Annotated in this window: 25 protein-coding genes; 7 read left to right on the top strand and 18 right to left on the bottom strand. The window is 65.5% G+C overall.

The window, feature by feature from the left end:
* Nucleotides 1-17: 17 nt before the first annotated feature.
* Together BRAGE_RS0112855 and BRAGE_RS0112850 are read left to right on the top strand one after the other, a co-directional pair.
* Nucleotides 18-503: an outer membrane protein assembly factor BamE gene (locus BRAGE_RS0112855; protein ID WP_027559565.1), complete on the top strand. Its 486-nt coding sequence runs from the start codon at nt 18-20 to the stop codon at nt 501-503.
* Between the two features lie 117 nt (nt 504-620).
* On the top strand, nt 621-1622 hold the full coding sequence (locus tag BRAGE_RS0112850; RefSeq protein WP_027559566.1) for a Bug family tripartite tricarboxylate transporter substrate binding protein: 1002 nt from the start codon (nt 621-623) through the stop codon (nt 1620-1622).
* Nucleotides 1623-1874: 252 nt separating this feature from the next.
* On the opposite strand, the gene BRAGE_RS0112845 is transcribed toward BRAGE_RS0112850, so the two are convergent.
* From BRAGE_RS0112845 to BRAGE_RS0112785, 13 genes are all read right to left on the bottom strand, one after another.
* Entirely contained in the window at nt 1875-3995 is a 2121-nt protein-coding gene (locus tag BRAGE_RS0112845) for a sodium-translocating pyrophosphatase (RefSeq protein ID WP_027559567.1), read from the bottom strand.
* A gap of 271 nt (nt 3996-4266) precedes the next feature.
* Complete coding sequence (locus tag BRAGE_RS0112840; RefSeq protein WP_027559568.1) at nt 4267-4872, bottom strand: hypothetical protein; 606 nt, start codon at nt 4870-4872, stop codon at nt 4267-4269.
* 98 nt (nt 4873-4970) lie between these two features.
* Complete coding sequence (thiL, locus tag BRAGE_RS0112835; RefSeq protein ID WP_051377863.1) at nt 4971-6002, bottom strand: thiamine-phosphate kinase; 1032 nt, start codon at nt 6000-6002, stop codon at nt 4971-4973.
* Nucleotides 6003-6145: 143 nt separating this feature from the next.
* A complete protein-coding gene (nusB, locus tag BRAGE_RS0112830; protein WP_027559570.1) occupies nt 6146-6643 on the bottom strand; it encodes a transcription antitermination factor NusB in 498 nt (165 codons plus the stop codon).
* A 3-nt stretch (nt 6644-6646) separates the two neighbouring features.
* A complete protein-coding gene (gene ribH, locus BRAGE_RS0112825; protein ID WP_027559571.1) occupies nt 6647-7138 on the bottom strand; it encodes a 6,7-dimethyl-8-ribityllumazine synthase in 492 nt (163 codons plus the stop codon).
* 167 nt (nt 7139-7305) lie between these two features.
* Nucleotides 7306-7914, bottom strand: a complete 609-nt coding sequence (locus BRAGE_RS0112820) for a riboflavin synthase (protein ID WP_027559572.1) — start codon at nt 7912-7914, stop codon at nt 7306-7308.
* 1 nt (nt 7915) lies between these two features.
* Nucleotides 7916-9064 (bottom strand): bifunctional diaminohydroxyphosphoribosylaminopyrimidine deaminase/5-amino-6-(5-phosphoribosylamino)uracil reductase RibD, encoded by a 1149-nt coding sequence (gene ribD / locus BRAGE_RS0112815; protein ID WP_027559573.1) that lies wholly within the window; start codon nt 9062-9064, stop codon nt 7916-7918.
* The gene (gene nrdR, locus BRAGE_RS0112810; RefSeq protein ID WP_027559574.1) at nt 9061-9543 is read right to left on the bottom strand and encodes a transcriptional regulator NrdR; all 483 of its coding nucleotides are present in this window, start codon (nt 9541-9543) and stop codon (nt 9061-9063) included. Before nrdR ends, ribD begins: the two co-directional genes overlap by 4 nt.
* A 15-nt stretch (nt 9544-9558) precedes the next feature.
* Nucleotides 9559-10857, bottom strand: a complete 1299-nt coding sequence (gene glyA / locus BRAGE_RS0112805; RefSeq protein WP_027559575.1) for a serine hydroxymethyltransferase — start codon at nt 10855-10857, stop codon at nt 9559-9561.
* 273 nt (nt 10858-11130) lie between these two features.
* A complete protein-coding gene (locus BRAGE_RS0112800; protein WP_027559576.1) occupies nt 11131-11352 on the bottom strand; it encodes a hypothetical protein in 222 nt (73 codons plus the stop codon).
* Between the two features lie 37 nt (nt 11353-11389).
* Nucleotides 11390-11626: a hypothetical protein gene (locus BRAGE_RS0112795; RefSeq protein ID WP_027559577.1), complete on the bottom strand. Its 237-nt coding sequence runs from the start codon at nt 11624-11626 to the stop codon at nt 11390-11392.
* 201 nt (nt 11627-11827) lie between these two features.
* Nucleotides 11828-12346 (bottom strand): transcriptional regulator LdtR, encoded by a 519-nt coding sequence (gene ldtR / locus BRAGE_RS0112790; RefSeq protein WP_018320040.1) that lies wholly within the window; start codon nt 12344-12346, stop codon nt 11828-11830.
* A 492-nt stretch (nt 12347-12838) separates the two neighbouring features.
* Nucleotides 12839-13330: a DUF6163 family protein gene (locus BRAGE_RS0112785; protein WP_027559578.1), complete on the bottom strand. Its 492-nt coding sequence runs from the start codon at nt 13328-13330 to the stop codon at nt 12839-12841.
* Nucleotides 13331-13452: 122 nt separating this feature from the next.
* Here BRAGE_RS0112785 and hemB point away from each other — a divergent pair, with 122 nt between their 5' ends.
* The 3 genes from hemB (at nt 13453) to BRAGE_RS0112770 (ending at nt 16200) form a co-directional block, all read left to right on the top strand.
* A complete protein-coding gene (gene hemB / locus BRAGE_RS0112780) occupies nt 13453-14514 on the top strand; it encodes a porphobilinogen synthase (RefSeq protein WP_027559579.1) in 1062 nt (353 codons plus the stop codon).
* Between the two features lie 236 nt (nt 14515-14750).
* Nucleotides 14751-15293: an RDD family protein gene (locus BRAGE_RS0112775; RefSeq protein WP_027559580.1), complete on the top strand. Its 543-nt coding sequence runs from the start codon at nt 14751-14753 to the stop codon at nt 15291-15293.
* 130 nt (nt 15294-15423) lie between these two features.
* The gene (locus BRAGE_RS0112770) at nt 15424-16200 is read left to right on the top strand and encodes an arginyltransferase (RefSeq protein ID WP_027559581.1); all 777 of its coding nucleotides are present in this window, start codon (nt 15424-15426) and stop codon (nt 16198-16200) included.
* Nucleotides 16201-16270: 70 nt separating this feature from the next.
* Here BRAGE_RS0112770 and BRAGE_RS0112765 read toward each other — a convergent pair whose 3' ends face one another.
* A complete protein-coding gene (locus BRAGE_RS0112765; protein WP_027559582.1) occupies nt 16271-17623 on the bottom strand; it encodes an Nramp family divalent metal transporter in 1353 nt (450 codons plus the stop codon).
* A 170-nt stretch (nt 17624-17793) separates the two neighbouring features.
* On the opposite strand from BRAGE_RS0112765, the gene BRAGE_RS0112760 reads away from it, so the two are divergent.
* Complete coding sequence (locus BRAGE_RS0112760) at nt 17794-19038, top strand: MFS transporter (RefSeq protein WP_027559583.1); 1245 nt, start codon at nt 17794-17796, stop codon at nt 19036-19038.
* Between the two features lie 174 nt (nt 19039-19212).
* On the opposite strand, the gene BRAGE_RS0112755 is transcribed toward BRAGE_RS0112760, so the two are convergent.
* Nucleotides 19213-20472, bottom strand: coding sequence for an adenylate/guanylate cyclase domain-containing protein (locus tag BRAGE_RS0112755; RefSeq protein WP_027559584.1), 1260 nt, complete (start codon nt 20470-20472; stop codon nt 19213-19215).
* 177 nt (nt 20473-20649) lie between these two features.
* On the opposite strand from BRAGE_RS0112755, the gene BRAGE_RS0112750 reads away from it, so the two are divergent.
* Entirely contained in the window at nt 20650-21804 is a 1155-nt protein-coding gene (locus BRAGE_RS0112750; RefSeq protein WP_027559585.1) for an MFS transporter, read from the top strand.
* Here the strand turns inward: BRAGE_RS0112750 and BRAGE_RS0112745 are convergent.
* From BRAGE_RS0112745 to dmeF, 3 genes are all read right to left on the bottom strand, one after another.
* On the bottom strand, nt 21801-22679 hold the full coding sequence (locus BRAGE_RS0112745; protein ID WP_027559586.1) for a DMT family transporter: 879 nt from the start codon (nt 22677-22679) through the stop codon (nt 21801-21803). The two genes, BRAGE_RS0112750 and BRAGE_RS0112745, sit on opposite strands and share 4 nt — an antisense overlap.
* Nucleotides 22680-22763: 84 nt before the next feature.
* Nucleotides 22764-23585 (bottom strand): N-acyl homoserine lactonase family protein, encoded by an 822-nt coding sequence (locus BRAGE_RS0112740; RefSeq protein WP_027559587.1) that lies wholly within the window; start codon nt 23583-23585, stop codon nt 22764-22766.
* Between the two features lie 90 nt (nt 23586-23675).
* On the bottom strand, nt 23676-24641 hold the full coding sequence (gene dmeF, locus BRAGE_RS0112735) for a CDF family Co(II)/Ni(II) efflux transporter DmeF (RefSeq protein WP_027559588.1): 966 nt from the start codon (nt 24639-24641) through the stop codon (nt 23676-23678).
* Nucleotides 24642-24645: the final 4 nt, after the last annotated feature.

Here is a 24645-nt window from a genome sequence, read left to right as displayed (position 1 = left end):
ACGGAATCAGTTCCACTATGACGATAACGAACCAGACCAGCCTGCGCGCAAGCCAGCCGCGCGGCCTTTTTGCACGCTGGCGCGGCTTGCGCATGGCCGCCGCCGTGGCCCTGGTCGGCGCGGCACTCGCGGGCTGCACCGGCGAACAATTCCAGAAGGGCTACATCCTTCCTCCCGGCGCGCTGGAGCAGATTCCGATCGGCGCGAGCCAGGACCAGGTGCTGATCGTGATGGGCACGCCCTCCACGGTCGCAACCCTCGACGGCGAAGTGTTCTACTACATCTCGCAGCGCTCGGAGCGCATGGTCGCCTTCATGAACCAGAAGGTGGTCGATCAACGCGTGATCGCGATCTATTTCGACAAGAACCGGCGCGTACGTCGCCTTGCAAATTACGGCCTGCAGGACGGCAAGATCTTCGACTTCATCAGCCGCACCACGGCGACGTCGGGCCAGGAGATGAGCTACCTCGCGCCGCTGTTCAAGCTGCTGAGCTTTAACTGATCTTTCAGCCTGCGGCGTCCTGCCGCTGTCCGCACGGCGCTTGCCGCCGCGCGCGACTTGCCGTTGCGCGCGGCCTTCCCTACGCTCCCTGCAAAACAAGAAGCAGGGAGTGGATTCGTGCCCAATCGTTTGTTGTCCCGCCGTCGCGTGCTGACCGCTGCTGCCGGCCTCTCGGCCGCGGCGATCCTGCCGCGCTCGAGCCTGGCGGACTGGAAGCCCACCGAGAACGTCCGCGTCGTCGTGCCGGCCGCGGCCGGCGGCTCGACCGACGTCATGGGCCGGCTCTTGGCCGCGCATCTGCAAACCGCCTGGGGCCAGTCGGCCGTTGTCGAAAACCGCTCCGGCGGCGGCGGCACGATCGGCACGGCCGAAGTGGTCCGCGCCAAGCCTGATGGACACACCATCCTGATCGGCAATCCCGGTCCGAACGCCATCGCCTACAGCATCTTCAAGAACCTCACCTACAAGCCGGACCAGCTCCAGCCGGTCTCCAACATGATCCGGATCCCGAACATCGTCTCGGCGCATCCGAAGACCGGCATCAAGTCGGTCGCCGAGCTGATCGCATATCTGAAGGCCAATCCGGACAAGCTCAGCTACGCCTCCTCCGGCGTCGGCCAGAGCCCGCATCTCACCGGCGCCTGGTTCCTCCAGCTCACCGGCCTGAAGATGACGCACATCCCGTTCCGCGGTGCCGGTCCCGCGCTCCAGGCCGCGCTCGCCGGCGACATCCAGATCCTGTTCGACAATCTCTATCCGAGCTTGCCGCAGGTGCAGAACGGCACCCTCACCGGTCTCTGCGTCACGACGCCGGAGCGCAGCGACCTCGCGAAGGACCTGCCGACCATGCGCGAGAGCGCGCCGGAGCTCGCCAATTTCGACGTGTCGTCCTGGTTCTCGGTGTTCCTGCCGAAGGGCGTCCCCGCCCCCGTGCTCGACGCGCTCAATCTCCAGGTCAAGGCGATGCTGGAGCGCGACGACATCAAGAAGCAAATCGCCGCCATGGGCGCCCGCGCCGACTACGGCACACCGCAGCAGTTCGCCAACTTCGTGGACGCCGAGACGAAGAAGTTCGCCGGCATCATCCAGAAGGAAGGGCTGCAGATGGACGTGCAGTGACGCGCGCTCAAGAGAGGTCGGCACAAGGATAGCGCCCAACACACCGCTGTCATTCCCCGCGAAGGCGGGGAATCCAGTACGCCGCGCCCTATCCATATGCCATTATGGCCTCTGGAATACTGGATCGCCCGCCTGCGCGGGCGATGACGGCGAGGTTGAGGCTGCGCAATGACGGGATGACAGATATCGGCCTCCCCAAACAAAAACCCCGCGGCTCGCGCCGCGGGGTTTTGTCTTTCACGTCTGCGCCGCTCAGTGCGCCAGAATCGCCAGCAGCAGCAAGGCCACGATGTTGGTGATCTTGATCATCGGGTTCACGGCGGGGCCGGCCGTGTCCTTGTAGGGATCGCCGACGGTGTCGCCGGTCACCGCCGACTTGTGGGCATCAGAACCCTTGCCGCCGAAATGACCGTCCTCGATGTACTTCTTGGCGTTGTCCCAGGCGCCGCCGCCCGAGGTCATGGAGATCGCGACGAACAGGCCCGTCACGATCACGCCGAGCAGCATCGCGCCCACCGCCGAGAACGCCGCCGACTTGCCGGCAACGCCGCCGCCCGCGATCGCGTAGATCACGAAATAGACGACGATCGGGGAGAGCACCGGAAGCAGCGAGGGGATGATCATCTCCTTGATCGCCGCGCGGGTGAGCAGGTCGACCGCCTTGCCGTAATCAGGCTTGTCGGTGCCCTGCATGATGCCCGGCTTCTCGCGGAACTGACGCCGCACCTCCTCCACGATCGCGCCGGCCGCACGGCCGACCGCCGTCATGCCCATCGCGCCGAACAGATACGGCAACAGGCCACCGAACAGCAGGCCGACGACCACGTAGGGGTTGTTGAGCGAGAAGTCCGGATTGACGCCGGCGAAGTAAGGATGCTTCGCGGAGTCCGCGACGAAGAACTTGAGGTCCTGGTTGTAGGCCGCAAACAGCACCAGGGCGCCGAGACCGGCGGAACCGATCGCGTAGCCTTTGGTCACCGCCTTGGTGGTGTTGCCGACCGCGTCGAGTGCGTCGGTCGACTTGCGCACCTCCTTCGGCAGGCCCGCCATCTCGGCAATGCCGCCGGCGTTGTCCGTCACCGGGCCGAAGGCGTCGAGCGCGACGACCATGCCGGCGAGTGCCAGCATGGTGGCGGTCGCGATCGCGATGCCGAACAGGCCGGCGAGGCTGTAGGTGACGAGGATGCCGGCGATGATCACGATCGCGGGCAGCGCAGTCGCCTCCATCGAGACGGCAAGGCCCTGGATCACGTTGGTGCCGTGACCGGTCACCGAGGCCTGGGCGATCGACTTCACCGGACGATAGTCGGTGCCGGTGTAGTATTCGGTGATCCAGATGATCAGCGCGGTGACGACGAGGCCAACCACGCCGCACTCGAACAGCGCCATGCCGGTGTAGTCGACGCCATCGAGCTTGCCGAAGCCGATCAGGGAGTAGATCACTACGGCAATGCCGATCAACGACAGGATGCCGGTTGCGATCAGGCCCTTGTAGAGCGCACCCATGATCGACTGGCTCGGCCCGAGCTTGACGAAGAAGGTGCCGATGATCGAGGTGATGATGCAGATGCCGCCGATGGCGAGCGGCAGCGTCATCATGTTGGCGAGGATCGGCGTCTTGGCGAAGAAGATCGCCGCGAGCACCATGGTGGCGACCGCAGTCACCGCATAGGTCTCGAACAGGTCGGCGGCCATGCCGGCGCAGTCGCCGACATTGTCGCCGACGTTATCCGCGATGGTCGCGGGATTGCGCGGATCGTCCTCGGGAATGCCGGCTTCGACCTTGCCGACGAGGTCGCCGCCGACGTCCGCACCCTTGGTGAAGATGCCGCCGCCGAGACGGGCGAAGATCGAGATCAGCGAGGCGCCGAAGCCGAGCGCCACCATGGCGTCGACCACGGTACGGCTATCGGGCGCGAGCTTCAGCGAGTGGACCAGGAAGCCGAAATAGAGGGTCACGCCGAGCAGCGCGAGACCGGCCACCAAGAGGCCGGTGATCGCGCCGGCCTTGAAGGCGAGCTCGAGGCCGCCGGCCAGCGACGTGGTCGCCGCCTGGGCGGTACGCACGTTGGCGCGGACCGAGACGTTCATGCCGATGAAGCCGGCCGCCCCCGACAGGATGGCGCCGATGGCAAAACCGATCGCGACATAAAGCCCAAGGAAATAGGCAAGCAGCACGAAGATGACGATGCCGACGATACCGATCGTGGTGTACTGGCGCCGGAGATACGCCTGTGCGCCTTCACGCACCGCTCCCGCGATCTCCTGCATGCGCGGTGACCCCGCATCCGCACTCAACACCGAAGACGTCGCCCAAATCGCGTAGACGACGGAAAGCACTCCGCAGAGCACTATCAACCATAATGCTGTCATGTGATTTTTGCCTCAGATCCTTGATGTACCCCCGGCGCCTTTTGTTGTCCGTCGTGCGGTATGGCGCCTTGATTTTGAACAAAGCCGCCCCCAGGCGGCTTTAGTCGGTTGCGAGCTTGCCAAAATCAAATTGAGGGTGCAACGCCGGATGAGGCCGAAAAAGCCGATCTCGGCAAGTATTTAGACCAAATCCTGAGCAGCATTTGGCCGCTGACTTGCCCAGTGCATGCGAAAGACCGCTGAACCGGGCTCAGCTCGACCGCGGCCATGTTCAGGCCGCCGACCTCACGGGGTGACGGGAAGAGGACGCGATCTCGAAGGTCTGACCATCATCCGTCTTTCGGGTTGTCGAGACCTTGATCTCGTAGACGCCACCGTTCGGACCGGGCTCCAACCGAACCGCGATCGTTTGCTGGGGTGTCAGAGGACCGAGCGCCACATCCTGGTCAGGCAATACGAGCGTCGCCTGGTCGTTGACGAAAACGACGACGTACATGCCTTTCGGCATGTTCTTGGTCGCCCATTGCCGCAAGTGGTCGTGATAGGGCTGACGGCTCCATGCCGAAGGCAGGCCTGGATCCACCTGGATCTGGATGTTCCGGGTGAGTGGATGGATGGTGACCACCATCTTCGCCTGATCCGGCTTCCATTGCGCCGGCATCGCCGCGTCCGTCCGCCAAAGGCAATTGAATTCCGCGCACTGGCTCGGCAGGTTGTCGTGAATCTTGCAGCCGCGCCCGGGCTTGCATTGCCCGCACCATTTGCCGGCGGCTTTCTGGATCTCGGGAACGTTGTAGACCTTGCAGCACAGCGTGCAGCTTCCGCATTCCCTGCCGGGCACAGGCTGCAGCGTGCCCGCGGCTGAAACCGCCGTCATCCGAATCAAGTCCGTCAGTTGCGATTGCCGATGTTACCCGGTTATCGCGGAAAAGCAGAGGGACTGCGTTCGCTGCGGACGCAAGGTCGCACCCGAATCTAGAAATGGCTGTACGAGAGCCGTTGCAGCGCGATCTCGTTGCCGTGCGCGTCCGTCCAGCGCGGCGCGTCGCGGCCGACGACGACGGTGCCGATCGCCGAGACGGGAACTCCCGCCTGTTCGGCCTCGCGGATGAAATCAGCGCAGCGCGCGTCCGGAACCGCGCACAGGACTTCGTAATCGTCGCCGCCCGACACCAGCTTCTCAAGGCCGACGGCGGAGATGGCGAGAGAGGCGGCAGGTGATTTCGGAATGCGGTCAGCCTCGATCAAGGCGCTGACGCCGGAAGCGGCGCAGAGCTTGGCGAGATCACCTGCCAGGCCATCGGACACATCCATCGATGCATTCGCGTGGGTGAGGACCGCTCCCGCCAACGCATTGCGCGGCCGCGGAACGCGATAGCGCTCGATCAGGTAGTCCTGCGCGGTTTGGTCCTTCAGCACAGCCGCGACCGCCCCACCCGTGAGCACGTCGAGGCCGAGCGCAGCGTCTCCGATTGTCCCCGTCACCAGGATGCGATCGCCCGGCTTTGCGCCGATGCGGCCGACCATCCGGCCCTTCGGCACGCGCCCGAACGCCGTGATCGAGATCATCTGCGGCCCCGGCGTCGACACCGTGTCGCCGCCAAGCAGCGGGCATGCGAAGGTTCTTGCGTCCTCGCCGAGCGCATCCGCGAACGACCGGAGCCATGCATCCTCCTGGCTACGCAACGCCAGCGTCAGCACGAAGCCGGCAGGCGCAGCCCCCTTGGCGGCGAGGTCCGACAGGTTCACCCGCAGCGCCTTGCGCGCAATCGTATCGGGGGGATCGGTGGCAAGATAATGCACGCCTTCGACCACGGCGTCGGTGGTGACGACGATGTCGTCGCCGGACGAGGACAGGACCGCGGCATCATCGACCAGCCCGAACGCGCCGGGATCGGTCGCCAGCGGCTTGAAATAGCGCGCGATGAGAGAGTCTTCGGCGGAGGGCTGTGTTCTGTCCTGTGTCACGACAGTAAACCCGTCATCCCTGCGAAATTGCGAAGCCATTTTCGCCGGAGGTGCGAGCCCTTGCGAGCCTCGAAGGATGCACGGCCGAGGTGCACCTTCAGTGGCACGCCGTCGTCCTTCGAGGCCTCCGCTTCGCTACGGCACCTCAGGATGACGGCTACTGCCAAAGTCATCGTCTCGTCCTACCCCCGCCCGAACTCGTCGCCGCGAAACTGGCGGCCGATCTGGTCGAGCACGGCGTTGACCATCCCGGTCTCCTCGCGGTCGACGAAGGCGTTCGCGACGTCGACATATTCTGACACGACGACGCGGCCCGGCACGTCCTTGCGGTGCTCCAATTCGTACGCCCCTGCCCGCAGCACCGCGCGCAGGATCGCCTCGATCCGCTTCAGCGGCCAGCCCTTCGACAGCGCCTCGTCGATCAGGGGATCGAGCCTCTTCTGGTCGCGCACGACGCCGGAGACGACGTCGCGGAAGAAAGCGGCTTCCGCCGGCAGGTAGGTGTCGCCCTCGACCTCGTTGCCGAGCCAGTGGCTCTCGAACTCGGCGAAGATGTCGTTGATGCCGGCGCCGGCGATGTCCATCTGGTACAGCGCCTGCACGGCGGCGAGCCGCGCGGCACCGCGCCGGTTTGCTTTCTTCTCGGTGGCAGAAGCCGGTTTTTTGGTGTTGTCAGCCATTGTTCAGGCCCGCGCCAAGCGGCGTTTGATGCGCAGCATCGCGAGCGCGGCGCGCGCGGCATCGCCGCCCTTGTTCAGCTCGCTGGCGCGCGCCCGCGCCCAGGCCTGGTCCTCATTGTTGACGGTGAGGATGCCGTTGCCGAGCGGCAGCTTGCGCGCCACGGCGAGGTCCATCAGCGCGCGCGAGGATTCCTGCGAGACGATCTCGAAATGGATGGTGTCGCCGCGGATCACGCAACCAAGCGCAATCACCGCATCATAGGGCTTGCCGTTCGCCGCCGCCGCATCGACCGCGATGGCGATCGCCGCCGGGATCTCCAGTGCGCCGGGAACCGTGATGACGTCATGGGTCAGGCCGGCCGCTTTCAGCTCGGCGACCGCGCCGTCCAGCAGCGCGTCCTGGAGATCGTCATAGAACCGCGCCTCGACAATCAGCGCCCGCGCGCCGGAAATGTCGGTCTGGTCCTTCAGGGGTGCGCGCCGCGCGTCTGCCATCGTTCAATCCGTTTCGAAAGGGGTCGGCGCGCTATGTAGTCGCCGCCACAGACTAAGCCAAGTTCAAAGAGATTGTCATTCCGGGATGGCGCGCGAGCGCCAGACCCGGAATCTCGAGATTCCGGGTTCGATGCTTCGCATCGCCCCGGAATGACCGGCTTCGCCGGTCACTTCATTTCCGTCAGCCGCGCCGCGTAGCGGGCCATCAGGTCGACCTCGATATTGACCTCGTCGCCCGCCTTCCAGCCGCCGATGGTCGTGACATCAAGCGTGTGCGGGATGATCAGCACCGAAAAGGTCACGTCCTTCACCGTATTGACCGTCAGCGAGACGCCGTCGAGCGTGATCGAGCCCTTGGTGGCGATGAAGCGCGCCAGCTCCCGTGCGGTCGAGAGCTCGAACCGTGCCATATCGGGCAAGTCCTCACGGCTGACGAGGGTTGCAATGCCGTCGGCGTGGCCTGCGACGATATGGCCACCGAGCTCGTCGCCGATCTTCAGCGCGCGCTCGAGATTGAGCTTCGTGCCCACCTTCCAGTGCTTTGCCGTCGTCAGCGCCAGCGTCTCCGCCGCCGCATCGACGTCGTACCAAGTCCTGCCGCCTGCGACGCCGGAAGCAACCACGGTCAGGCACACGCCGTTGCTGGCGATCGAGGCGCCGTCGGCGATGGTGGTCTGATCGTAGCTGCAGGCGATGCGCAGGCGGTGCAGCTGGCCCTGCGCCACAGGCGTGAAGCTGACGATCTCGCCGATGTCGGTGACAATGCCGGTGAACATGTTAGGCGCGCTCGTAGATGGTGAGAGTATCCTTGCCGAACGTTTCGCTAGCATGAACCTTGTAGGCCTGCGACTGCGTGATTTTCGACAGGGGCATTGCATCGAGCGCATCGACGCCGCCTTCGCCGACCGCTTCCGCCCCGCGGAACAGCCAGATCTCGTCGACGAGGTCGGCCGCCACAAAGGCCGCAGCGACGCGGCTGCCGCCCTCGACCATCAGCCGCGAGATGCCCCTCCCGGCCAGCCCATGCAGCACGGCCGGAAGATCGAGCCCGGTCGCGCTGCCCGGGGCTACGCGAATGATCTGCGCGCCGGCTGCGCCAAGCCGTGTCGCGGCCGCCGCCTCGGCGAGCTCCGAGCCCACCACCCAGAGCGGCGTCTCGCGCGCTGAGCGCACGAGCTGGCTCGATGCGGGAATCCGCAGGCTCTGGTCCAGCACCACGCGCACCGGCGAGCGCGCCGCCATGCCCGGCAGGCGGCAGTTGAGCTGCGGATCGTCCGCCAGCACCGTGCCGATACCGACCAGGATGGCATCGCTCTGCGCGCGCAAGAGATGCACGCGATCGCGCGCGGCATCGCCCGTGATCGCGACCGGCTTGCCACCGGCCGCGCCGATCTTGCCGTCGGGCGAGACCGCGAGCTTCAGGATCACATGCGGACGTTTGTCCCGGATGCGGCGGAAATGCCCGGCGTGGTCGAAGGCGGCCTCCGCTGCGCACAGGCCCACGTCCACGGTGATGCCGGCGGCACGCAGCCGCGCATGGCCCTGGCCTGCGACCTCCGGATTGGGATCCTCGATAGCTGCCACGACACGCTTGATGCCGGCGGCAATCACCGCATCCGCACACGGCGGCGACTTGCCGAAATGCGAGCACGGCTCCAGCGTGACGTAGAGCGTGGCGCCGCGCGCCGCCTCGCCCGCGCGCCGCAGTGCTTCAGGCTCGCCATGCGGCCGTCCACCCGGCTGGGTCCAGCCGCGGCCGACGATCACGCCGTCTTTCACGATGACGGCGCCCACGGCCGGGTTTGGCCAGGTGCGCCCCTGCCCGCGCCGCCCGAGCGAGAGTGCCAGCTCCATGAAGCGTCGATCGGCGTCTTTGGCCTCGCGGGCCTTCTGCGCGAACTGATCTTCCAGGATGCGGAAGATCATTTGCGGATCGCGGCGAGCCGCGCTTCCTCCTCACCGGAGAGCTCGCCGAGCACGTCGGCGAAATCCTTGGCCTCGCGGAAATTGCGGTAGACGGAGGCGAAGCGCACATAGGCGACATCGTCGAGCGTGCGCAGATGCTCCATCACGGTCTCGCCGATCACCTCGGAGGAGATCTCGGCCTCACCGCCGGTCTCGAGCTCGCGCACGATGGTGGAGACCATCTTCTCCACCCGCTCCGGCTCGACCTGCCGCTTGCGCAAGGAAATCTGCACCGAGCGCATCAGCTTGTCGCGGTCGAACGGCACGCGGCGGCCGTTGCGCTTGATCACCGTGAGCTCGCGCAGCTGCACGCGCTCGAAGGTGGTGAAACGGAATTCGCAGGCGACGCACACGCGCCGCCTGCGGATGACGGAAGAATCCTCGGTCGGACGCGAGTCCTTTACCTGCGTATCGAGACTGTTGCAGTTCGGGCAGCGCATCCGTTTGCCTTGACCTTACTGATAGATCGGGAACCGGTCGGTGAGCGCCTTGACCCGTTCCTTGATCGCGGCCTCGACCAGCGGCGCCTTGCCGTCGTCGGACTGTGCGATCGCGTTGAGGACCTCGGCGATCATGCCGCCGACCTGCTGGAATTCAGCGACGCCGAAGCCGCGGGTCGTCGCCGCAGGCGTGCCGAGACGCAGGCCCGAGGTGACGAACGGCTTTTCGGGGTCGAACGGAATGCCGTTCTTGTTGCAGGTGATGGCGGCGCGAACCAGCGCCTTCTCCGAGACATTGCCCTTCAGGCCCTTCGGCCGGAGGTCAACCAGCATCAGATGGTTATCGGTGCCGCCCGAGACAATGTCGAAGCCATGGCTCTTCATCGCTTCGGCCAGCGCCTTGGCGTTCTTGACGACGTTCTTCGCATAGACCTTGAAGTCCGGACGCAGCGCCTCGCCGAAGGCGACCGCCTTCGCCGCGATCACGTGCATCAGCGGACCGCCCTGGAGGCCCGGGAAGATCGCCGAATTGAGCTTCTTGGCGAGCACCTCGTCGTTACTGAGGATCAGACCGCCGCGCGGACCGCGCAGCGACTTGTGCGTGGTCGTGGTGGTGACATGGGCATAGGGCACGGGCGAAGCATGCACGCCGCCGGCGACGAGGCCGGCGAAGTGGGCCATGTCGACCAGCAGATACGCGCCGACGCTGTCCGCGATCTCGCGGAAGCGCTTGAAGTCCCAGGCCCGCGAATAGGCCGAGCCGCCGGCGACGATCAGCTTCGGCTTGACCTCTTCGGCCTGCTTCTGGACCGCGTCCATGTCGATGATCTGGTCCTCGCGGCGCACGGTGTAGTGCGCGGCCTTGAACCACTTGCCGCTCATGTTGACGGGCGAGCCATGGGTGAGATGGCCGCCGGCCGCAAGATCGAGACCCATGAAAGTGTCGCCGGGCTGCAGCAGCGCCAGGAACACCGCCTGGTTCATCTGGCTGCCGGAGTTCGGCTGCACGTTGGCGAAGTTGGCGCCGAACAGCTTCTTGGCGCGATCGATCGCGAGGTTCTCGGCGACGTCGACCCACTCACAACCGCCGTAATACCGCGCGCCCGGATAACCCTCTGCGTACTTGTTGGTCATCACCGAACCCTGCGCTTCCAGCACGGCCCGGCTGACGATGTTCTCGGAGGCGATCAGCTCGACCTCGTGGCGCTGCCGGCCGAGCTCGCCCTTGATGGCGGCGGCGATTTCCGGGTCGGCCTGCTCGAGCGAGGCGGTGAAAAACGAATCGGGCGCAGAGGCGGTTTTGGCGAGGGTCATCTTGCGAATATCTCCACCGCCGCAGCCTTTTGGCAGGCTACGGGCGGGTCTGGTGTGGCGATCGGAAGCACGCGCGATCTACCACATCGCCCGCCCCCGGCCAAGCATTTGCGGGTCGGGCCTGATAATTATGCAAGATATGGTGGGGATTGAAGGTTTTCCGCCCCAAGGCGGGTTCTATGAACTCGCTCCCTTGCCGATCTCTCCGAAGAGGCCGTTTTGGACCTTAAATTCCCCCATACCGGCCCAAGCCCGATGAGGGCCAGATCGCCACTACAACCCCGTATACCCCGCCTTCACCGGGTCCACGCTGCCGTCGAGCTGGCGCAGATAGGTCAAGCCGCAGACAGTCAACCGGTGGGTGTCCTTCTCGCCGGCTTCCACCAGAATATTGAGGTAGTTCGTCACCTTCATGCGCGCCTCCTCGCTGGCCGCAGCGGTGCGGTTGGCGAGCAGGTCATAGGTCTGCATGATGCGATCGATGGCAGCTTCCATGGCACCCTCTGGTTCTTCCAATTTCGGGGAGTCTTGATCAGGCAACCGCGCGGGCCTCGGCCTCAGCCTCGAACCGGACGATCGCCTTGTTGGCGAGCCTGATCTTGTTGAATTCGCCGTGCTGGAGCAGCTTGATGATGATCCCGAGCAGGCGCTCGTCGGTGACGAGGGAGTCGGGAATCGCGCCAGAACGGCGGAGGTAGTTCGCAGCGATGGCGTAGGCCTCGCTCACGAGTTCCACGTTCATCGCCTGAAGCCCGCGCTCGACCAACATCGACATTTCTCCGATCCGAAGGAGATAAGCGGCGAGCCGGACGCTGGTTCCGCAGTGCCGTCGATTTTTTTCGCAGTCGCAAAAAGCAAAACGCACCGGTCCGGGCAAAGCCGGGCCGGCGCGCTTGGGGAAGTTAGGCACGTTCGGGAGGCTTGCCGGTCTTGTTGTGGGGCCGGCTTGGCCTTGATCCCTCGGAAAAACTCAGAGCCGGTACAGGATCTGGTCGGTCCAGAACCGCTCGAGACGGTGCAGCGACTTGTTGAGCGTGGAGAACTCCTCGCCCGAGATGCCACCGACCTGCTCGACCGTCTTGACGTGCTTCTGATAGAGCGCGTCGACGATGCGGCGGACTTCCTGGCCCTGCGGGGTCAGGCGGATGCGCACCGAGCGGCGATCAACGCGCGAGCGCTGATGATCGAGGAAGCCGAGCTCGACGAGCTTCTTCAGATTGTAGGAGACGTTGGAGCCGAGATAGTAGCCGCGCGTGCGCAACTCGCCCGCGGTCAGCTCCTTGTCGCCGATGTTGTAGAGCAAGAGCGCCTGCACCGAATTGATGTCCGCGCGGCCGCGGCGATCGAACTCGTCCTTGATGACGTCGAGGAGACGGCGATGCAGCCGCTCCACCAGAGTCAAAGCTTCCAGATAGAGCGACTGCACCGAACCTTGCTGGCCGGAGACGCGCTCTGCCGTATCTGCCGCAGTTGCGACGGCTTTCATCATGACACTTCCCCTGTTGTCGTTTTTATCGACACTTATTCGACGAAACTTGTGTCCCGCCTGATAGGTGCAACTTAAGGGGGGCGTTTGAAGATCGGCTTAAATAAGAGAATAAAGAGATCATGAATTTAAGACAGTGAATTGCGGATTAAGCCTGTGCCAGAAGGACTTTTCGCAACCCTCTGTTGACCCTCGCAAGGTCTTGTTCACCCTCCGTCCGCCACATCTGTCGCATTCCAGAACAGCCCCGCCCCGTTTCGAAACGGCCGCGTAACAGCTGTGGCGGAACAGACTGGTCAATGAAAACTTACCGCGAATTTTAGGCAACCAGCGGTCAACCAACGCGCACGACTTCGCGAGCTTCGCTCTCGTGTCCCGGAGTTGAACAGATCGTAGGATGGGTAGAGCGAAGCGAAACCCATCCTCGTCGTGAGACAGCATCGATGGGTTTCGCTTCGCTCTACCCATCCTACACGAAGCCTGCGCACGCGATCGCTACGGCGGCCGTTCGCGCGCGGCCATCCAGGCGAGCGCGAGATAGGCGGCGAGCATGAAGGCCTCGACCCCGACCACGATCAGGCTGCCGCCGTAGATACCGGGGAACATCAACTCGATCACCGCCATCGACACCACGGTGGTGAGCCACACCACCGCGCCCCACGGCGTTGCCAGCCAGAGGCCGACCGCGGCGACGAGCTCGATCACCGCGAAGTAGACGGTTGCGGCCTGCCAGGCCATCGGCTGGTTCTCGAACGCCTCATCCTCGCCGCCGACGAAGCCGGTCACCTGGGCCCAATGATAGAGGCCTTTCAGGATCGAGAGCAGTGCCATCACCCGCAGGAACAGCACGAGCCGGCGCGTCCAGACATTGTCGTCGGACTGAGCCCGCTCGGAGGAGATCGCCGCGACCGATATCGCATGGTCGCGCGCAGCGTCCCTTGCAAGGGCGCTGTCGCGGGCCGCATCGCGGGTGGAGATCTCGGACATGCCCCCTTCTGGCTGCTTTGCCCCGCAAAATCAATCGGCCGCCATCTCTTGCGGCAGGTCAAGCCGCGGTGGCGGGAACCATGCGAGCTGGTATAAGAATAATTCCAGCCGGAGGAAGAGTGATGGCGATCAAATACGGACGTCCGATCGAATTGCGCGAGGTGTCGCGCGGGACCGGTACCGCGGTGCCCCATGCCCTCGATCTGACGGTCCGCCCGCGCCGCAACCGCAAGGCCGAATGGGCCCGGCGGATGGTGCGCGAGAACGTGCTCACCACGGACGATCTGATCTGGCCGCTGTTCCTGATCGACGGCAACAACAAGCGCGAGCAGATCGCCTCGATGCCGGGCGTCGACCGCCTCAGCGTCGACCAGGCCGTGCGCGAGGCCGAGCGGGCGATGAAGCTCACCATCCCCTGCCTCGCACTGTTTCCCTACACCGACCCGTCCTTGCGCGACGAGGAAGGTTCGGAAGCGACCAATCCGGACAATCTGGTCTGCCAGGCGGTGCGCGCCATCAAGAAGGAGTTTCCTGAGATCGGCATCCTTTGCGATGTCGCACTCGATCCCTTCACCAGCCACGGCCATGACGGCCTGATCTCCGACGGCAAGATTCTGAACGACGAGACGGTCGCCGTGCTGGTGCGCCAGGCGCTGGTGCAGGCCGAGGCCGGCTGCGACATCATCGCGCCGTCCGACATGATGGACGGCCGTGTCGCGGCGATCCGCGAGGGGCTCGATCGCGCCGGGCTGCTCGACGTGCAGATCATGGCCTATGCCGCAAAATACGCGTCCGCCTTCTACGGCCCGTTCCGCGACGCCATCGGCTCGGCCAAGACACTCACCGGCGACAAGCGCACCTATCAGATGGACAGCGCCAACACCGACGAGGCGCTGCGCGAGGTCGAGCTCGACATCGCCGAGGGTGCCGACATGGTGATGGTGAAGCCCGGCATGCCCTATCTCGACGTGGTCCGCCGCGTGAAGGACACGTTTGCGATGCCGACCTTCGCCTACCAGGTCTCCGGCGAATACGCGATGATCGCGGCAGCAAGCGGCAACGGCTGGCTCGACGGCGAGCGCGCGATGATGGAGAGCCTCTTGGCGTTCAAGCGTGCCGGCGCCGACGGCGTGCTCAGCTATTTTGCGCCGAAGGTGGCGGAGAAGCTGCGGGCGCAGGCGTAAGAGCGACGCCGTCATTCCGGGGCGATGCGTCAGCATCGAACTATGGTGCGCAATTGCGCACCTGAGAATCTCGAGATTCCGGGTTCGGTCCTGCGGACTGCCCCCGAATGACAACGGTAACCGCACCGCCCCCGAATCGCCGGAATATTTCGGCTTGTTGACACCCTCGCGCCCTTGGCACGGGGATGGCCTGTTCCCATGTCCTGCCCCGAGGGTTTTCCTCCGGAGGACGGATCATGTCGTATGACTCGGGTAGTTCAGGCGCCTGGCGCAATGACGGCGCGATGCAGCCGCATGCCTATGACCCTGACCTGCATCCGGAACTGTTCCGCGGCGTTGCGACGCGGCGGGCGTTCGCCTTCCTGATCGACCTCGTCATCATCTCGGTGCCGGTGATCCTCGGCTACATCTTCATTTTCGTGTTCGGCGTGGTCACGCTCGGCGTCGGCTTCCTGCTGTTCGGGATCGCCTGGCCGGCCTCCGTGGTCTGGGCCATCGTCTATTATGGCGCCTGCATCGGCGGTCCCTCGTCCGCAACGATCGGCATGCGCCTGATGGATCTGGAGCTGCGCACCTGGTACGGGGCGCCCGGCTATTTCGTGCTCGGCGCCACCCATGCCGTGCTGTTCTGGGTGACGGTCTCGTTCCTGACGCCCTTCGTGGTGCTGGTCGGCCTGTTCAACGGCCGCCGTCGCCTCCTGCACGATTTCGTGCTGGGAACGGTCGTCATCAACAATTCCGTGCGCGCCCCTCTGCCGCAGGCAGCCAGGACCTACTGAGAGCCCGGTGATCAACGACCTATCAACCCGGATCCACTAAGCTGTCTGATCTGATCTGCCGAGCAGGCCAATTGACCAGGGACTTCCGTAGCGCGATGCTTATGTTCAGTTCGGAGGCCCACGACGTCCCTTGACCCAGCACTCGCGCGATACCCCGCAATTCTACCTCACGGCGCCGTCGCCCTGCCCCTATCTGCCGGGCCGGCATGAGCGCAAGGTGTTCACGCACCTCGTGGGTGACCGCGCCGGCGACCTCAACGACCTTCTGACCCATGGCGGGTTCCGCCGCAGCCAGTCGATCGCCTACCGCCCGGCCTGCGACCAGTGCCGCGCCTGCGTCTCGGTCCGGGTCGTTGCCAACGAGTTCCGTCCGTCCCGCAACTTCCGCAAGGTGCTCGCGCGCAACGCCGACATCGTCGGCGAGCAGCGCAGCGCGGTGCCGACCTCCGAGCAATATTCGGTGTTCCGCGCCTATCTCGATGCCCGCCACCGCCATGGCGGCATGGCCGACATGACCGTGCTCGACTACGCCATGATGGTCGAGGACAGCCATGTCGAGACCCGTATCATCGAATACCGCAAGCGCGGCCCCGACAGTGGCATCACCGGCCGCGGCGAGGAGCTGATCGCGGTCGCGCTCACCGATGTGCTCAGCGACGGCCTGTCGATGGTCTATTCGTTCTTCGACCCGAGCCAGGTCAGTCGCTCGATGGGCACCTTCATGATCCTCGACCACATCGCCCGCGCCCGCCGGCAAGGCTTGCCCTACGTCTATCTCGGCTATTGGATCGAGGGCTCCAAGAAGATGGACTACAAGGCCCGCTTCCTGCCGCAGCAGCGCCTCGCGCCGTCAGGCTGGCTGCGCATCGACGCACAGGGCGATATGGCGTCCGAGCCGCAGGATTGAGCGGCGAATGATGAGTGGCGAATAGCGATTAGAACTGCATTCGCTATTCGCCACTCGCCATTCGCGCTTCTCACCCAAACAACGTATCGGCCAGCAGCTTCACATTCAAAACCACGATCACGCCCGCGACGATCCATGCAACCGCGGCGACTGACATCGGTATCGCGAACTTGCCCATCTTGCGGCGGTCGGAGACGAAGCGGACCAGCGGGATCACGGCGAAGGGCAGCTGCATCGACAGCACGACCTGGCTGAAGACCAGCAGATCGGCCGTGCCGCGCTCGCCATAGATCGCGGTGACGATGATCACCGGAATGATGGCAATGCCGCGCGTGAGCAGGCGGCGCGCCCAGCTCGGCAGGCGCAGGTCGAGAAAGCCTTCCATCACGATCTGCCCGGCGAGCGTCGCGGTCACCGTCGAGTTCAGGCCCGAGGCGAGCAGCGCCACCGCGAACAGCGTCGAGGCGATGCCGAGGCCGAGCAAGGGCGAGAGCAGCTCGAAGGCCTGGCCGATCTCAGCGACGTCGGAATGGCCACTCTTGTGGAAGGTCGCAGCTGCGACGACGAGGATCGCGGCGTTGATGAACAGCGCCAGCATCAGCGCGATGGTCGAGTCCGTCGTCGCCCATTTGATCGCCTCGCGGCGGCCGGTGTCGTTGCGCTCGTAGGCGCGCGTCTGCACGATCGAGGAGTGCAGATAGAGATTATGCGGCATCACCGTCGCGCCGATGATGCCGATCGCGATGTAGAGCATCTCCGAATTGGTGAAGATCTCGGTCTTCGGCACGAAGCCGTGCAGCACTTCCGCGACCGGCGGGGCAGCGGCGACGATCTGGACCGCGAAGCAGACCGCGATCACCGCGAGCAGCGCCATGACGAAAGCTTCGAGGAAACGGAAGCCGCGGTTCATCAGGAGCAGCAGCAGGAAGGCATCGAGCGCGGCGAGCAGCGCACCGCCGATCAGGGGAATGCCGAACAGGAGTTTCAGCGCGATCGCGGTGCCGATGACCTCGGCGAGATCGCAGGCGATGATCGCGGCTTCGCAGGCGAGCCAGAGCAAGAAGTTGACGGCCGGCGAATAGGTCGCGCGGCAGGCCTGCGCGAGGTCGCGGTCGGTGACGATGCCGAGCCGCGCCGCCAGCGACTGCAGCAGGATCGCCATCAGGTTCGAGAGCAGAATGACCGAGAGCAGCGTGTAGCCGAACTTGGAACCACCGGCGAGGTCGGTCGCCCAATTGCCGGGGTCCATATAGCCGACCGAGACCAGATAGCCCGGACCGACGAAGGCAAGCAGCCGCCGCCACCACGCCGCCGCCGCCGGGATGGCGACCGTGCCATTCACTTCGGCGAGGCTCTTGGTGGTGGGCGCATCGGCGCGCCAGCCGGCGGCGTCGGAGCTCAGGTCAGGCGATCGGGCATCCATGAAGCCAGAATACCGAAGTCGAGGCTTATTGCAACTCATTTGCAACTGCATCTAGCCGGATCGGTTCCCGCAGAGCCTCCTTGCTGCCCCGGACTTGTCGGGAAGCGGGTGGGTTTGGCCGGCCGCCGAGGCCGATACTGGCGTCAATCCGACTTTGCAGGAAATGCGCCATGTCAAATCCGCCCCGCCTCCCCGACACCTTCAACCGCCTCGCCTGGTCCAATCTCGCGGCGCAGTCGGCCGAGCAGATCGCGCTGGCCGCGGCCCCCATCGTCGCGGTGCTGACGCTGGGCGTGGCTGAGGGCCAGACCGGCCTGCTCCAGACCGCCCTCACCCTGCCCTTCGTCCTGTTCGCCATTCCCGCCGGCCTGCTCGCCGACCGCATCTCCCGCCGCTCACTGATGGCGGGCGCCGAGGCGCTGCGGGCCGCCGCGCTCGCAGCGATCGTGCTGCTGCTCGCGCTCGGCGCGCTCAATCTGCCGCTGCTGGCGCTGCTCGGCTTTGCCGCGGTGTGCGGCACCGTCGTCTACAGCGTGGCTGCGCCGGCGTTAGTGCCCTCGCTGGTGAGCGCGGACCTCTTGCCGGCAGCCAATGCCCGGATCGAGCTTGCGCGCACCATTGCCTTCGCCAGCGGACCTGCGCTCGGCGGCGCGCTGGTGGGATGGTGGGGCGCGAGCCCGGCCTTCGCCTTTGCCGCGGCGCTCTCGGCGATCGCGGTCGTGCTGCTCTCCGGCATCTACGAGCCCGCGCGTACGCCCGCCCCCCGGCGGCATCCGTTCCAGGACATCCGCGAAGGCGCAGCCTTCGTGTTTCACCATCCGCTGCTGCGGCCGGTGTTCATCACCCAGTTCATCTTCAACACCGGCTGGTTCCTGCAAATCGCCGTGTTCGTTCCTTACGCCGTGCGCCATCTCGGCCTGACCGCCGCCGGCGTCGGCACCGTGCTGACCATGTACGGCGTCGGCATGGTGATCGGCGCGCTGTTTGCCACGCGCGTGATGCAGCGCATCGCGTTCGGTACCGTGGTCGGCCTCGGCCCGGTCACCGGCTTCGTCGCCGCTGTCGTGATGGCGCTGACGGTGCTGGTCCCCTCGCCCTGGCTCGCAGGTCTCAGCTTCTTCCTGCTCGGGGTCGGGCCGATCCTGTGGGTGATCTCGACCACGACGCTGCGCCAGTCGGTGACGCCGCCACGCCTTTTGGGGCGCGTCTCCGCCATCAACATCATGAGCTACGGCGCCCGCCCGCTGGGCTCGGCACTGGGCGCGATCGTCGGCGGTCTCTGGAGTGCGGAAGCGTGCCTGTATCTCGCGGCGGCCGTGTTCGGCGTGCAGGCGCTGATCATTTGGCTCTCGCCCGCGGTGGCGCTGGATCGGCAGCCGAGCATGGTGGGAGATGAGGTGGCCGCGCGGTGCTAGGACGTCGCCGGTGCAACAATCTCGATCGTCGTCCCCGCGAACGCGGGGACCCATAATCACAGGGAGAAGTTTGACGGAGGCTCTCAGTTACAGAGCCATTTGTTGGAACTAGCACCGTTCGCGTTTGATAGGTCACGCGTTATGGGTCCCTGCTTTCGCAGGGACGACAGAGAGCTAATTCGCCAGGTACCGCTCGTAACTCCCAGCCACCGGCTCGCTCGCATCGACTTCCGGATCGAGCGTGTAGAGATCCTGCGCGCGGCCGATGCCGCGCAGGGCGTATCGGCCAGTGGAGACGAGGTAGCGCCGGCCCGCGGCGTCGAGGCCCTTGTAGAATTCCGCTGAAGCCAGCAGCTCGCGGTCGACCGAGCGGCTCATCGAGGCGATGCGGCTGACCTCGTTCACGGTGGGGCCGACCACGGTGAAGTCGAGCCGGTCCTCGCTGCCGATATTGCCGTAGAAGACCTCGCCGACATGCAGGCCGATATAGGCCGACGTGGTGGGACGGCCGTCGGCGGTGCGACGCACGTTCAGCGCCGCGACATTCTTGCGAAAGAGGTGCTCGGCCCGGAGCGCCGCGCGGCGCGCATCCGCCATGTCCTCGCCGGTGAACATCGCGAGCACGCCGTCGCCGATCAGCTTCAGGACGTCGCCGCCGGCGTCATGGATCGCGTCGATCACGGCCTGAGCGTAGTCGTTGAGGAACGGGATGATCTCATCCGGACCAATGCTCTCGCTGATCCCGGTCGAGCCGCGCAAATCCGAATACCACAGCACGGCGTTGATGCGCTCGGTGACGCCGCGCGAGATGCGTCCGCGCAAGACCTGTTCGGAGGCATCGCGGCCGAGATAGACCCGCCCGAGCGTGCGTGCGATGTCGACCTGCTGCGCCGACTTGATCGCGAGCCCCAGCACCGGCACGAGATCGCGCAGGGCCTCCAACCCCTGTTCGCCAAAGCCTTCCGCGCGGCGCGTGGTCCAGCAAGAATAAAGGCAGTCCATCAGGCCGAGCGCGCCGTTCTCGCCGAAGCGATGCACGAAGGCGAGATAGTGCTTGTGGCCCTTCTCGGCGAGCTCGCCGATCTGCGAGAAATCCATCGAGGGGGCATCGGCGAGATCGATCACCATCTCGTCGTGGCCCTGCTCGAGCATGTGGAAGAACACCGAGCGGCGCCAGCTCCTGGCCGCGTCGCCCTCGGCGGTCGAGCCGTATTCGAAGGCGTCGCTCTCGTTGCTGGGGCGGTCGCTCCAGCGAAAGCCGCGGCCCTCGTAGATCGGATGCAGCGTGTCGATGACGACCATCCCGCGCGACAGTTCCAGGCCCTCCGCGCGACAGCGCTCGCAGAAGCCGCGGAGCAGGTCGATTTCGGGCAGGCCGGTGAGCCCCTGGCCGGTCAGCCAGTTCATCAGCGCAAGGCGGGAGGTGAGTTGCATACGCCATTATGGCGTGCATTCGTGACGAGCGAAAGGCGGAAACCACGCGCAGTCCGTGCGCAAGGCTCCCGTCCCTTGCAGGTCGAACATGCCGCTGCCGTGGTTGACGCGCGCGCGAGGCGGGCGGCAAATGCCTCACATGATGATTTCGTCGGCCAGAATCGGAAGTGCGCGAGGATGAGCCAGCGCCAGCTTCCGATCATCCTGGCGCTTGGCACCACGCAGACCCTGGCCTGGGCCTCCAGCTATTATCTGCCGGCGCTGCTCGCCGATCCCATGGCGCGCGACCTCGGCGTCTCCTCCAACTGGGTCTTCGGCGCTTTCTCGGCCTCGCTGGTGATCTCAGCCATGCTCGGCCCGCGCATCGGGCGGCAGATCGATCTGGTCGGCGGACGGCAGGTGCTGTCGGCCTCCAACCTGACCATCGCCGCCGGCCTCGTCCTGCTCGGCCTCTCGCAATCGGTCGCGGTGATGGCGTTCGCCTGGCTCGTGCTCGGCATCGGCATGGCGATGGGACTTTACGACGCAGCCTTCGCCGCGCTCGGCCGCATCTACGGCACGGAAGCCCGCGGCTCGATCACCGGCATCACGCTGATGGCGGGCTTCGCCTCCACCGTCGGCTGGCCTCTCACCGCCTGGGGCCTCGCCCATATCGGCTGGCGCGAGACCTGTTTTGCCTGGGCCGCCGCCAACATCCTGATCGGCCTTCCCCTCAACTTCTTCATGCTGCCGTCGATCAAGGGCGCGAGGCAGGCGGCCGCGACTGCGGAAAAGCCGCATGTGCCGCTCGACCGCACCATGATCCTGCTCGCCTTCGTCTTCGCCGCGGCCTGGACCGTCACCGGTGCGATGGCCGTGCATTTCCCGCGCATCGTGGAAGCAACCGGCGCGACGCATGTCGAGGCGATCGCGGCCGGTGCGCTGATCGGTCCGGCCCAGGTGGCCGCGCGCGTCCTCGAAGCCGGCTTCCTAAGCCGTTTCCATCCGCTGTGGTCGACGCGGCTTGCCTGCCTCACCCATCCGATCGGAGCGGCCGTGGTGGCCATCTTCGGAGGCGCCGCCGCAAGCGCCTTTGCGCTGCTCCACGGCTCGGGCAACGGCATCCTGACGATTGCCCGCGGCACGCTGCCGCTGTCGATCTTCGGCCCCAAGGACTTCGGCTACCGCCTCGGCATCATCGGGGCTCCGGCGCGGATGGCGCAGGCGGTGGCGCCGCTGGCCTTTGGCCTCTTGATCGACGTCATGGGCGCCAAGGTGCTGATCGTTTCCTCCGCGCTCAGCCTGTCGGCACTGGCGGCGTTGTTCCTGATCCGCGCCGCGCCCCGGAGCTAGGCTTTCTTCGCCTCGCTGGTCGCGATCCAGATGCCGGTGAACACGGCGATCAGCCCGACCAGAAGATTGGGCGTGATCGGCTCGCCGATCAGCAGCGCCGCCAGCAATGCAGCGGCGATCGGATTGACTGTCATGGTATTGGCGACCCGGGTCGGCGTCGCCCGCGCCAGCGCCATGACCCAGAGGATGAAGGCGAGCGCGCCGCCGCCGATCCCCAGATAGATGCCGGCGATCCACTGTCCCGTCGTGAAGTGATCGAGTGCTGCAAAACTGCCCTTCACAAGGCCTGCCAGCACCAGCACGAGGGCGCCCGCGCCCATGCCGACCGTGAGAAAGCCGAGCGCGCTGGAGCGTTGCATCAGCGGCCGTGACAGCACGTTGTAGAATGCCATGCAGAACACCGCCCCGGTCATGATCAACTCGCCGCGCCAGGCCCCCGGCGGGCTCTGCGCGAGGCCCGCGGCCAAGGCCGCTGTCACGCCGAGCACGGCGATGGCAACGCCCGTGATCTTGCGCACCGTCAGCCGCTCCACGCCCAGGATCGCACCGACCACCATGGTGTGGAGCGGCAGCGTCGCCAGCGCCAGGCTGGCGCGGGCGGCGGTCGTATAGGACACCGCGATGTTGTAGAGGATGAAGAACAGGCCGAAGAAGCAGATGCCGAGCAGCGCCACGGAAGGCCAATCGGCGCGCGGCGGCCAGCGCACACGGAGCACAAGCGCACACGGCAGGAGGCAGAGAAAGCCGATGCCCCAGCGCAGGATCGCAAGCAGGATGGGATCGGCCCCGCCGACCAGATAGCGTGTGATCGCCGCGGCGGTGCCGCCGATGCTGCTCGAGACAAGCGCGATCGCAACCCCAAACCACTCGCCCACGCTTCGTCTCCTGTTTCGGAGCTTCGCGGAGGCGGCTAGCACATTCCTGCTGCCAACGTCATGGCAGCAGGAGCGTGGCGCACGTCAGTCGTAAAACTCCGGCGCCATCTTCTGACCGTCGCGCTGGACCTTGTCGTGGTTGATCCAGAGCTGCGCCTTCTCCTTGTCGAGCGTGTCGGCGATCTTCTGCATCGAGGCCGCGCTCATCTCCTTGTTGGCGTTCATGCTGGGGACGCGGCGGTTGTCCCAATTGTCTTTGAAATGGACGGCGTCGCCGGAGAGCACCACCGCGCCGGTCTTCGGCAGCCTCACCAGCAGCGACTGATGTCCCGGCGTATGACCGGGTGTCGACAGAATGGTCACGCTGCCGTCGCCGAACACATCCTTGTCGCCCGTCAGCACCTCGACGGGATGCGACGGCTTGAACCGCGGCTCGTTGTTGGCGCCGGGCCAGTCATATTCAGCCTTCTGGACGTAGAGCGTCGCCTGCGGGAACAGCTCGACATTGCCGATATGGTCGGGATGCGTGTGCGAGACCGCCATCGCCTTGATGTCGTCAGGCTTGAGGCCGAGCTGTTCGAGCTGCGCAGCAAGCGTCTTCGGCCGACGCCAGGTCACGGCCTTGGGATCGGCAGGCGCAAGGCCGTTCGGCATGGCCGCAACGGAGTCTGCGATGCCGGTGTCCCACAGGAACCAGCCCTTGGCGTGCTTGATCAGATAGCAGCTGTCGACGAAGTCCATCGACTTGCCTTCGTTGAGGCCGGGCGTCCAGCGCGAGATGTCGCCGGCTGTGCCCTCGCCGCAATTGAGGACGTAGAGCTTTTCGACGCCGGTCTGCGCGACAGCTGCCTGGCTTGACAAGGCGAGCGTGGCAACGACGAGAGCGAGCTTGAGTCTGGGCATCATCCTTGGTCCCTCCTTGGCAAGCGCCCTGCAGGGGCTGCGACCGAGGATCAACCCCGGCCGCACCGCTGAATTCCGCTCGCGCGGATCACGTCAATGTGGGCAGGTCTCGACCTCGACCGTGATGTGGCTGAGCCGCTTCAACCCGGCGAGCCGCTTCTTGTAGACGGCCGGCTGCTTCGGCTTGTCCGACACCAGCGAGACCAGCACGGCGCAATGGCCGGGGCCGACCTGCCAGAGATGCAGGTCGGTGACGCGGTCCTCGCCGACCTCCATGCGCGCGCGGATCACCCGCTCCAGCTTCTCATCGGCGCGCACGTCGAGCAGCACCGCCCCTGACGACTTGATCAGACCGAAGGCCCAGCTCGCGATCACGACGCTGCCGATCAGGCCGACGGCCGGATCGGCCCAGACCCATCCTGAATACATCGCGACCACCAGCGCGCCGATGGCCAGCACGGAGGTTGCGGCATCCGCCATGACGTGGACATAGGCAGCGCGGAGGTTGTTGTCGTGATGAGGGTGGTGATGATGATCATGATCGTCGTGGTCATGATGCGCATGGCTGTGGCCATGATCATGGCCGTGATGATGGTGATCATGGCTGTCGCGCAGCAGCCACGCGCTGGCGAGGTTGACGCAAAGGCCGAGCGCGGCGACCGCAATCGCTTCGCCGTAGACGATCGGCACCGGCGTGATCAGCCGCAGCACGCTCTCATAGGCGATCTCGACCGCGATCAATCCCAGGATGATCGCGCTGGCGAAGGCGGCGAGATCGCCGAACTTGCCGGTGCCGAAGGTGAAATGCGCATTGCCGAGGTGCCGGCGCGCGAAACGATAGGCGAAGGCAGCAATGCCGAGCGCCGCCGCATGCGTACCCATGTGCCAGCCGTCGGCGAGCAGCGCCATCGAGCCGAACAGCGAGCCGGCGACGATCTCGCCGACCATCATGACCAGCGTCAGGACGACCACGAACCAGGTGCGCCGCTCGTTCTCGTCGTGTTTTTCTCCGAGGAAGGCGTGGTCGTGGGTCCACTGTTCAATGGAGTGGGAATGCATCGAA

It is taken from the genome of Bradyrhizobium genosp. SA-4 str. CB756 (assembly GCF_000473125.1).
Classification (GTDB): domain Bacteria; phylum Pseudomonadota; class Alphaproteobacteria; order Rhizobiales; family Xanthobacteraceae; genus Bradyrhizobium; species Bradyrhizobium arachidis.
Note: the sequence above shows the minus strand (reverse complement) of the source record. Positions and strands in the feature narration are given on the sequence as shown.